The sequence below is a fragment of the Staphylococcus sp. HMSC061G12 genome (assembly GCF_001838465.1).
Classification (GTDB): domain Bacteria; phylum Bacillota; class Bacilli; order Staphylococcales; family Staphylococcaceae; genus Staphylococcus; species Staphylococcus simulans.
In genome coordinates this window covers 36,575-45,846 of the sequence record NZ_KV837027.1, presented here as the reverse complement: position 1 = coordinate 45,846, position 9,272 = coordinate 36,575, and the positions used below count along the sequence as shown (strand labels likewise).

Annotated in this window: 8 protein-coding genes; all 8 read right to left on the bottom strand. The window is 38.7% G+C overall.

The features are described 5' to 3' along the window. Window positions 1-489: 489 nt before the first annotated feature. A complete protein-coding gene (gene lysS, locus HMPREF2937_RS02595; protein WP_070863981.1) occupies window positions 490-1,977 on the bottom strand; it encodes a lysine--tRNA ligase in 1,488 nt (495 codons plus the stop codon). A gap of 14 nt (window positions 1,978-1,991) precedes the next feature. After that, window positions 1,992-2,987, bottom strand: a complete 996-nt coding sequence (gene dusB / locus HMPREF2937_RS02590) for a tRNA dihydrouridine synthase DusB (RefSeq protein WP_023016266.1) — start codon at window positions 2,985-2,987, stop codon at window positions 1,992-1,994. A gap of 30 nt (window positions 2,988-3,017) precedes the next feature. Then, window positions 3,018-3,494, bottom strand: coding sequence for a 2-amino-4-hydroxy-6-hydroxymethyldihydropteridine diphosphokinase (gene folK / locus HMPREF2937_RS02585; RefSeq protein WP_023016267.1), 477 nt, complete (start codon window positions 3,492-3,494; stop codon window positions 3,018-3,020). Beyond that, window positions 3,487-3,858 carry a dihydroneopterin aldolase gene (folB, locus tag HMPREF2937_RS02580; protein ID WP_023016268.1) on the bottom strand — a complete coding sequence of 124 codons (372 nt, stop codon included), beginning with the start codon at window positions 3,856-3,858 and terminating at the stop codon, window positions 3,487-3,489. The genes folK and folB overlap by 8 nt, the downstream gene beginning before the upstream one ends. Next, window positions 3,855-4,640, bottom strand: coding sequence for a dihydropteroate synthase (gene folP, locus HMPREF2937_RS02575; protein ID WP_002481929.1), 786 nt, complete (start codon window positions 4,638-4,640; stop codon window positions 3,855-3,857). The genes folB and folP overlap by 4 nt, the downstream gene beginning before the upstream one ends. A gap of 151 nt (window positions 4,641-4,791) precedes the next feature. Then, window positions 4,792-5,727, bottom strand: a complete 936-nt coding sequence (gene cysK, locus HMPREF2937_RS02570; protein WP_002481928.1) for a cysteine synthase A — start codon at window positions 5,725-5,727, stop codon at window positions 4,792-4,794. 284 nt (window positions 5,728-6,011) lie between these two features. Continuing rightward, window positions 6,012-6,899: an Hsp33 family molecular chaperone HslO gene (gene hslO / locus HMPREF2937_RS02565; protein WP_023016270.1), complete on the bottom strand. Its 888-nt coding sequence runs from the start codon at window positions 6,897-6,899 to the stop codon at window positions 6,012-6,014. A gap of 152 nt (window positions 6,900-7,051) precedes the next feature. After that, on the bottom strand, window positions 7,052-9,154 hold the full coding sequence (gene ftsH, locus HMPREF2937_RS02560) for an ATP-dependent zinc metalloprotease FtsH (RefSeq protein WP_070863980.1): 2,103 nt from the start codon (window positions 9,152-9,154) through the stop codon (window positions 7,052-7,054). Window positions 9,155-9,272: the final 118 nt, after the last annotated feature.

Sequence of the window (9,272 nt, the reverse complement as noted above, 5' to 3'; positions counted from 1 at the left end):
GCATGGGAACAGGTGTGACCTCTTTGCCATTGTCACCAGACAATATTTTAAATTATTTAATTATGTGCGTTTCAATAACTCACTTAAATTATTTTAACTTCTTTCGTTAACATTTGCAATAGTCAATTTTACACTCAGTTAAAATCTTTTTTACAAAATTGTAACGCGTTCTTTTTGACGACCCTTTAATATTACTACATTTGGTCTTTTATGTCAACACTTATGTATCATCTTTTTTAAGAATTTATATTCATGCAAGATTGCTCATAAAACGTTGCTTTATTTCGTAGAACAATTAACAATTATACAGGGTTTTGAAAATTATGCAAGTGCTTTGCGAAAGTTTTTTAAAAGATATTTACAATTGCCGACCTCCCTCTCTTTTTATAAGAAATCATGTGCTTTTTGAGGCCCTTTATACATATAAAAGCAGGCGTGTCTTAAAAGGTGACACGCCTGCTTGATTATTCATTTTGTTAAGTACTCAGCTTATTTTTGACGCATGTATGGGAATAATAATACGTCTCTGATAGATGGTGAGTTTGTTAATAACATAACAAGACGATCGATACCGATACCTAAACCACCAGTTGGAGGCATACCGTATTCTAATGCTTCGATATAGTCTTCGTCCATCTCGTGTGCTTCGTCATTACCTTGTTCTTTTTCTTTCAATTGCGCTTCGAAACGTTCTCTTTGGTCAATTGGATCATTCAACTCAGTGAATGCATTCGCATGTTCACGACCCACGATGAATAATTCGAAACGATCTGTGAAACGATGATCTTCCGGATTTTTCTTAGCTAATGGTGAAATTTCAATCGGATGACCATATACGAAAGTAGGTTGAATTAATGTTTCTTCTACTTTTTGTTCAAAGAATTCATTTAAAATATGACCATATGTCATATGATCTGTAATTTCAATGTTATGTTCTTTAGCTAATGCACGTGCTTCATCATCAGATTTTACATCATAGAAGTTTACACCTGTTGCTTCTTTAACAGCGTCTACAATGTGTACACGTTTCCAGTCAGATTCTAAATCAATTTCATAATCACCGTAAGGGATGACTGCTGTACCAAGTACCGCATTTGAAATATGACGGATTGTACCTTCTGTAATGTCCATAATGTCATGGAAATCAGCATATGCCTCATAAAGTTCAATCATTGTGAACTCTGGGTTATGGCGTGTTGATACACCTTCATTACGGAATACACGGCCGATTTCATATACTTTTTCTAAACCGCCGACGATTAAACGTTTTAAGTGAAGTTCAATCGCAATACGCATATATAGTGTCGCATCTAATGCATTATGGTGTGTCACGAATGGACGTGCTGCTGCACCACCAGGGATTTGATGCATCATTGGTGTTTCTACTTCTAAGAAACCTTTGCTGTTTAAGTAATTACGCATTTCTTGAATGATTTTACTACGGTTGATAAATGTTTCTGTACTTTCTTGGTTTGTAATCAAGTCTAAATAACGTTGACGATAACGTTGTTCAATATCTTGAAGACCATGGAATTTATCTGGTAATGGACGTAATGATTTTGTAAGCATGATGAATGATTTCGCTTTGACGCTTAATTCACCTGTGTTTGTTTTGAACATAACACCTTCAATACCGATAATATCTCCTAAATCTGCCATTTTCCAAATATCAAATTGTTCTTCACCGACTTGGTCTTTACGGACATAAATTTGGATTTGACCAGATAAATCTTGAACGTGCGCAAATCCAGCTTTACCTTTACCACGTTTTGTCATTAAACGACCCGCGATTGAGACGTGGCTTTCATCTTCTTTTTCATGTAATTCTTCTTTAGAGAAAGCATCCCATTTTTCGTGTAGTTCAGCTGCGCTTGCTGTACGGTCAAAGCGTTGGCCGAACGGATCAATTCCTAAATCGATTAATTCTTGTAATTTTTGACGGCGGACCTGCATTTGGTCATTCATTTCTTCTGACATGTTATCTCTCCTTATTAAGCTTCTTGTGTTGCTTTATCTGCAGTAATTTCTTTTTGGAAATTCTGCAGGATATCAATCATTTCTTGTTCTGTGTTGGCTTGGTTTAATGCTTTACGGGCTTTTCCGTTGCCTTTAACACCTTTTAGGTACCATGAAGCGTGTTTGCGCATTTCCATAACGCCAACCTTCTCACCCTTTAATTCTACTAGTCGGCGCAGATGTAATAAAGCAATTTCTACTTTTTCTTTCACTGTCGGTTCATCCATCAGCTCGCCTGTTTCTAAATAATGGACTGTACGGTAAATCATCCATGGGTTGCCTAAAGCTTCGCGCCCAATCATCACCGCATCTACGCCAGTTTCATCCAGCATTTTTTGCGCGAGTTCAGGGCTTGTCACATCTCCGTTGCCGATAACTGGAATATTAACCGCTTCTTTCACTTGTCTGATAATATCCCAATCTGCTTTACCTTCATACATTTGCACACGTGTACGGCCATGTAATGAAATCGCAGATGCTCCTGCACGTTCTGCCGCTTTCGCATTTTCCACTGCGTATATATGATCGTCATCCCAACCAATACGCATTTTGCATGTAACAGGTTTATTGACTTTCTCAACAACTGCAGATACCATTTCATAAATCTTATTAGGGTCAAGCAGCCATCTTGCACCCGCTTCACAACGGATAATCTTATTCACTGGGCACCCCATATTAATATCAATAATATCAGCTGTTGTATTTTGATCAACATAAACTGCAGCTTCGACTAAACTTTCTTTCTCACCGCCGAAAATCTGCAACGATAACGGACGTTCATTTTCATCTATATACAACATATTCATTGTTTTTGGGTTATTGAATAAAATCGCCTTGTCACTGACCATCTCAGCGCAGACTAAACCCGCACCGAACTCTTTGACAGTCAATCTGAATGCAGAGTTGCACACCCCAGCCATAGGAGCGAGTACGACTCTATTGTCGATTTCTACATCTCCAATCTTCCACATAATTATTACCTCTCAATCTATCTCTTACGTTTATTGAACTTTTTTCACAGTTTCGTTAGGAACAGTTATATCTTTAATTTTGGTTTGTGTTCTTGGCTCTACCTTATTTGGTGCAATCTCTTGCAGCGGAATCAAGACAAAAGCACGTTCTGTCATTCGTGGATGCGGAATCGTCAAATCTTGTTCTTCAATGATTTGGTCACCATATAACAGGATATCGATATCTAAAGTACGCGGACCCCAACGTTCTTTACGTACACGATGCAGTTGCTGTTCAATCGCCAAGCCCCTTTCAAGGACGGCTTTTGGTGATAGTTCTGTTTGAATTTCCACACATAAATTTAAAAAATCCGGTTGATCGACATAACCGACAGGCTCAGTTTCATAAAATGATGAAACTTTCACTACTTTAATACCAGATTGTTCATCTAATAAACGTATTGCTTCTTTTAATTGGTTTTCTCGGTCTCCGACATTGCTGCCGAGTCCTAAAAATACATCAGTCATTTTGATTCACCCTTGTAATTTCCACACCTACGCCATCATAGTGACCTGGAATCGGCGGTACTTCTTTTGTTATACGTACTTTAGTTTCCAATACCCGATTATAGTGTGAATTTATACGATTTGCAATAAGTGCTGCGAGATGTTCGAGTAAATTTTTAGGTTCCCCTTCCATAATTTCTTTCACATCCGCATAGACTTCCGCATAGTTGATCGTATCTTCTACTTGATCGGACTTTCCTGCTTCAGTTAAATCAGTCGTTAATTCAACATCTACGACAAAGATTTGCCCAATTTCATTTTCTGCTGATAAGACTCCATGATAACCATAAAATCTCATACCATTTAAAAATATACGATCTTTCATCGTTCAATCTCCTTTAAATAATCAATGCCATGTGCAATACGCGCATTGAGTTTTACATTATGTACACGTACCGCTTGCACACCTTTCATCACACCATAAGCAGTCGTTGCTGCTGTCATTTCATCACGATCTTCTGGTCCTTCGTCTGAACCCATCATTTCTTTGATGAAGCGTTTACGACTCGTCGCAAGCAATACTGGATATTCTGTCGCAACTAATTCATCCAGTCGCTCCATAACTTCTCGTTCTTCCAATCTCGTTTTCGCAAAGCCGATACCTGGATCAATCCAGATTTTATTCGTCGCAACCCCTGCTGTTTCTGCACGATGTGCTTGTTTTAATAAATAAACTAGCATTTCATCCATGACAGGATCTTCACGTTGTCCATCTCCATTGTGCATCAAGACAATTTCAGCATCGTATTGTGCAACGACTTCAAACATTTTAGGGTCATATAAACCTGCCCATTGATCATTAATCATCGTTGCGCCAGCCTCTAATGCTGCTTTCGCAACTTCACTGCGAAACGTGTCGACAGACAATTGCACATTAAATTCTGAGAGTGCTTTAACAACTGGAATGACGCGTTCTAATTCATCTTCTAATAACACTTCACTGTGCCCTGGTCTTGTGGAAACACCGCCGATATCTACAATGTCGACACCTTCATCCATCATTTCCTTCACACGTGCAACCGCCGCATCTACAGAATTGTATTTGCCGCCGTCAGAAAATGAATCAGGTGTTACATTCAATATGCCCATGATTTTTGTATGTGCCATGTCTCTCTTCCTTTCATCATAACTGTGATACATTATATCAAAATTTTAACATATGACCGACCCCAAGCGTTCAAAAGGTGTTTGAAATGAAAAAACCGCCGTACCATTTCTCAAAAAGAGAAATGCGAACGGCAGTTCATCAATGTTTGACTTATTTACCTTCAAAAGAATATAAAGGTGTAGATAAGTAACGTTCACCATTACTTGGAAGTACAGTTACAACTGTTTTACCTTTACCTAATTCTTTTGCTTTTTCGATTGCCGCATAAATTGCAGCACCTGAAGAAATACCTGCTAAGATACCTTCTTCTTTAGCAACTCTGCGTGAAGTTTCCATTGCAGTTTCGTTGCCGATTTTAACAACTTCATCATAAATGTTTGTGTTTAATGTGTCAGGAACGAAACCTGCGCCTAAACCTTGTAATTTATGAGGGCCTGGTTCGCCGCCGCTTAAGACAGGAGAACCTTCTGGTTCGATTGCTACAATTTGAATGCTAGGGTATTTTTCTTTTAAGACTTTACCTACACCACTTAATGTACCGCCAGTACCGACACCTGCTAAGAATGCATCGATTGTACGGCCTTCGAATTGTTCTACAAGTTCAGGACCTGTTGTCAATTCGTGGATAAGCGGGTTCGCTGGGTTTTCGAATTGTTGTGGTTCATAGTAACCATATTCTTCTTTTAATTCTTTTGCTTTTTTAATAGCACCTTTCATTGCTTCAGATCCAGGTGTTAATACAACTTCTGCACCGTATGCTTTTAATAAGTTACGACGCTCTTGACTCATTGTTTCAGGCATTGTGAATACAGCTTTGTAACCTTTTGCTGCTGCAACAAATGCTAAACCGATACCTGTGTTACCACTTGTAGGTTCGACAATTGTATCACCTGGTTTGATTTTTCCTTCTTGTTCAGCACGCTCGATCATCGCTAAAGCGATACGGTCTTTTACTGAACCACCTGGGTTTTGATACTCTAATTTAACATAAACATCTGCAGCATCTTCTGGTACGATGTTGTTCAATTTAACTACAGGTGTATCTCCAATCAGTTGTACAATGTTATCTACGGGTTTATTTGCCATAAAAAAACGCTCCTTTATTCTTAAAAGATATTTAATTAAGTCACCAGAACCTCATTAATAATACCCCGAAACAATTCAATTCTGATGCTTAGTCATGCCATTATTTCTATTAAACCTTATCTATTTCATCGGATATTATTATTTTATCAGATTTATACATTGTTCCACAAGTTCATTGTCTCTATTCTTTATTATTTCCTCTTTTCCCATAAAAGAAACGTCTTACACTGTGATTCGTTACAGTAAAAAAGCGAGACGTCTGATCGTCTCGCTTTTCAATGTGTTTATTTAGCATGCAGTTCTTCGATTAAACCTTTAAGTTCCGCTTCACTATAGTGATATTTCGTACGGCAGAAATGACATTCTGCTTCTGCACCATGGTCTTCATCAATCATGCTTTGAATTTCAGCTTCACCTAAGCCTTTAATCGCATTTAAGAATTTTTCATGACTGCAGTTACATTCGAATTTCACGGGTACTGTTTCTAAGAATTTCACATGTTCTTTACCTAAAATCTCAGTCAACAGTTCTTCTGGTGATAATCCTTGATCAATCAATTGAGATACTGGTGTCATATGTGTGATGGCTTGTTCAACTTTTTCAATTGTCTCTTCTTTCGCATTCGGCATGACTTGAATAATAAAGCCACCTGCTGCTTTGATAGAGTTATCTGGATTTACAAGCACACCTAAACCAACAGATGATGGGACTTGTTCACTTGTCGCATAGTAGTATGTGAAATCTTCACCTAGTTCACCTGACACAATCGGGCTTGAACCAGAGAAGTAATCTTTCATCCCTACATCCTTAACAACTGTTAATGTACCGTTTGTACCCACTGCACGTTTCACATCTAATTTACCTTGGTCATTTAATGGGAAATGTGTTTGTGGATTCGTAACGTATGCGCGTACGTCGCCTTTCGCATTCGCATCTGCTACAATACGTCCGATTGGACCTTGGCCATCTACAGTGACAGTTAATTTTTGGTCACCTTTCAACATGGCACCCATCATAACAGTTGCTGTCATTGTACGACCTAATGCTGCTGATGCTGTCGGCCATGTGTAATGTCTTGTTTGTCCTTCTTGCACTGCATGAGTCGTTACCGCTGCATACGCACGGATATCTCCATCAAATGCCAGTGCTTTTACTATATAGTCTTGAGTCATATCTTTTTACGCCTCTTTCTTTCACTTAATTTTCAACATTTATGATTTCATCGTTCAATTATTTTCGTTAAAAAATCTCTTTCTGCGTATTCCTAATGATAGCAGAAAGAGATTTTAATCTACATTATTTAGTTTCAGACAATAGAATCGTCTTATTTATCATTTCGAGGGTCAGAGTCATCTTTGTCTTTAGCTTCATGTGGTGTGTCATCTTCAGCTGCTTCATCAGAATGTTTCGTTTCTTGATATGCTTCTGATTCTTTTTGACGTTTTTCTTGCTCGTCTACTTCAGCCTCTTCTTCTTGATATTCCTTGTCCTCTTCACGGACTTCTTCAAGGATTTCATCATAAGATTTACCGAATTTACCTTCTTGGAACTCTTCATCATCTTGTTTAACAACTTTCACTTCATCATAGTTCACTTCAGGTAATTTACCTTCGTAGAATAATGAATGGATTTGTTCACGTACTAATGTTTCTTCTGTCAACAATGTCTTAGCGATAAGTTTAAGTTGATCTTCATGTTCAAGCAGGATTTGTTTACAACGTTCATATTGTTCTTTGATGATACGTTGTACTTCTTTATCGATTTCATAAGCGATTTGACCAGAGTATTCTGGTTCGCCTTGCATATCTTTACCTAAGAACACTTGACCGCCGCTCTTCGTAAACTGCATTGGTCCGAGTTTCTTACTCATACCGTATTCAGTTACCATTGAGCGCGCAATTTGTGTTGCACGTTCGAAGTCGTTTGATGCACCTGTAGACACTTCATTGAAGTTGATATCTTCAGATACACGACCACCGAGCAAGCCGCAAATCTTATCAAGCAATTCTGGCTCTGTCATTAAGAAACGATCTTGTTTTGGTAACATCATCGCATAACCGCCAGCTTGTCCACGCGGTACGATTGTAACTTTGTGTACCACTTCAGCTTCATCAAGCACCATACCGATAATTGTATGTCCTGCTTCATGGTGCGCGACGATATTACGTTCTTTCTCAGAAATAACACGAGATTTCTTAGCTGGACCTGCGATAACACGGTCTGTTGCTTCTTCAATATCTCGCATGTCGATTTTCTTCTTACCGTCACGAACTGCAACTAACGAAGCCTCGTTCAGCAAGTTTTCTAAATCGGCACCAGAGAAACCTGGTGTTCTTTGCGCAACTGCTTTTAAGTCTACTGTTTCATCTAATGGTTTGTTTCTGGCATGTACATATAGAATCGCTTCACGGCCTTTAACATCTGGACGACCGACTTGGATTTGTCTGTCGAAACGACCTGGACGTAATAACGCTGGGTCAAGGATATCAGGACGGTTTGTTGCCGCAATCATGATAATACCTTCGTTTTCGCCGAAGCCATCCATTTCAACTAATAATTGGTTCAATGTTTGTTCACGTTCATCGTGACCGCCACCGACACCGGCACCACGTTGACGACCTACTGCGTCAATCTCATCAATGAAGATGATACAAGGTGCGTTTTTCTTCGCGTTATCGAATAAATCACGAACACGGCTGGCACCGACACCGACGAACATTTCAACGAAGTCAGAACCACTGATTGTGAAGAATGGCACGCCTGCTTCACCAGCTACGGCACGGGCAAGCAATGTTTTACCTGTACCTGGAGGACCGACTAAGAGTACCCCTTTAGGGATTCTTGAGCCCATATCTTTGAATTTCTTATTGTCTTTTAAGAAGTCGACAATTTCGATTAATTCTTGTTTTTCCTCGTCTGCACCGGCTACGTCAGAGAAACGTACACGACGTTTTTGGTTGTCGTACATTTTAGCTTTGGATTTACCAAAGTTCATCATACGACCGCCGCCTCCGCCGCCTTGCGCTTGACTAAGGAAGAATATGAATAATAAAGCAATAACCAATACTGGAATCAATGTTGAAAGAATACTAACAAATACGCTTTGTTTTTCTTCTTCTTTAACTGTAAATTTTAAATCTTTTTGTTTTTGTGCTTCACCTGTGACTTTTTGTAAGTCTTTTTCGTTATTATATAGCATCGTTGAAGAATAATCTTCACCGTTCTTGGTCTTTCCAGTGATCATATAAACGTTCTGCTCAGGCTGAACTTCGATTGATTTCAAATCGCCTTTTTCAAGTTTTTCGAAGAACTGTGTATATGATAGTTGTTTCGGCATATTGCCGTTACCATTCAGCCAGGAAAATAAACCGAATATAAAAACGCCAATGATTGCGATTACAAGCACATTGCGAAAAGCTTTCTGCATGCGTTTTTTCCTCCTACTCCAATAATAAAACTAACAAAAATTGTAACACAATATAACTTTTAATGGCTAGTATTTCAACTTTGTAGAAAAAGTAAGCCTACTATAGTATTCATTTGTC

Excerpts from the sequence above, each read along its gene's own strand:
- folP (WP_002481929.1), bottom strand. The coding sequence starts at position 4,640 with ATGGCACATACAAAAATCATGGGCATATTGAATGTAACACCTGATTCA.
- dusB (WP_023016266.1), bottom strand. The coding sequence starts at position 2,987 with ATGTGGAAGATTGGAGATGTAGAAATCGACAATAGAGTCGTACTCGCT.
- folK (WP_023016267.1), bottom strand. The coding sequence starts at position 3,494 with ATGACTGATGTATTTTTAGGACTCGGCAGCAATGTCGGAGACCGAGAA.
- folB (WP_023016268.1), bottom strand. The coding sequence starts at position 3,858 with ATGAAAGATCGTATATTTTTAAATGGTATGAGATTTTATGGTTATCAT.
- ftsH (WP_070863980.1), bottom strand. The coding sequence starts at position 9,154 with ATGCAGAAAGCTTTTCGCAATGTGCTTGTAATCGCAATCATTGGCGTT.
- lysS (WP_070863981.1), bottom strand. The coding sequence starts at position 1,977 with ATGTCAGAAGAAATGAATGACCAAATGCAGGTCCGCCGTCAAAAATTA.
- cysK (WP_002481928.1), bottom strand. The coding sequence starts at position 5,727 with ATGGCAAATAAACCCGTAGATAACATTGTACAACTGATTGGAGATACA.
- hslO (WP_023016270.1), bottom strand. The coding sequence starts at position 6,899 with ATGACTCAAGACTATATAGTAAAAGCACTGGCATTTGATGGAGATATC.